The sequence below is a fragment of the Pseudomonas sp. AP42 genome, from assembly GCF_001728935.1.
GTDB lineage: Bacteria > Pseudomonadota > Gammaproteobacteria > Pseudomonadales > Pseudomonadaceae > Aquipseudomonas > Aquipseudomonas lactis.
Window position 1 is genome coordinate 1 of record NZ_LYSO01000224.1, and the last position, 720, is coordinate 720.

General features: G+C 60.0%; 1 pseudogene. It reads right to left on the reverse strand.

The window, feature by feature from the left end:
• Positions 1–720 (reverse strand): annotated as a pseudogene (locus tag A7K61_RS30610) (RHS repeat protein); the annotation flags it as partial.

The window sequence follows — 720 nt, forward strand, 5'->3', positions numbered from 1 at the left end:
CCGGCAGGCACAGGTTTTTCAGTTGCCCGCAAGCGTCGTAGCCGTAGCGCAGGGTGCCCCAGCCTTGGTGTTCGGCGGTGAGGCGGTTTTGGCGGTCGTACTCGTAGGCCAACGCCCAGTGGCCGTCTTCGACGCTGAGGAGGTTGCCTTGGCGGTCGTAGGCATAATCGATAATGCTGTTATCGGGCAGGGTTTTTCTTACGAGGCGTCCGGCATGGTCGCGCTCGTAACGGGTGATTCGCTGACTGTCATCGTCGCCGTATTCGGTTTTTTCCAGCAGGTTGCCGTTGAGGTCGTAGGCATACGCGGTGCGTTGGCCGTCGAAGCCGGTTTCCTGGCGGATCAGGCCGTTGGGGTGGTAGTCGAGTTGGTAGGTTTCGCCGGCTTCGTTTTCGATCTCGGTGAGGAGCAGCCGGGCGCTGTCGTAGCGGTACTTGACCTGGGTGCCATCGGCGTTAAGGCGGCGGCTGATCAGGTGCAGGCCGTCTGCGTATTCGTAGCGGGTAACGTGGCCGAGTTCGTCGCGTTCGGCGATGATTTTGCCGTAGGGGTTGTAGCTGAATTCCCTACATCCACCACCAGGCTGGATCAGTTTCAGCAAGCGTCCTGCGGCGTCCCACTGATACTGGATTAGTGCGCCATGCTCATCCTCACGGGCAACCTGTCGCCCCAAGTCGTCATAGCGATAACGCTTGATCCCACCATGGGGCAATTGCTCCT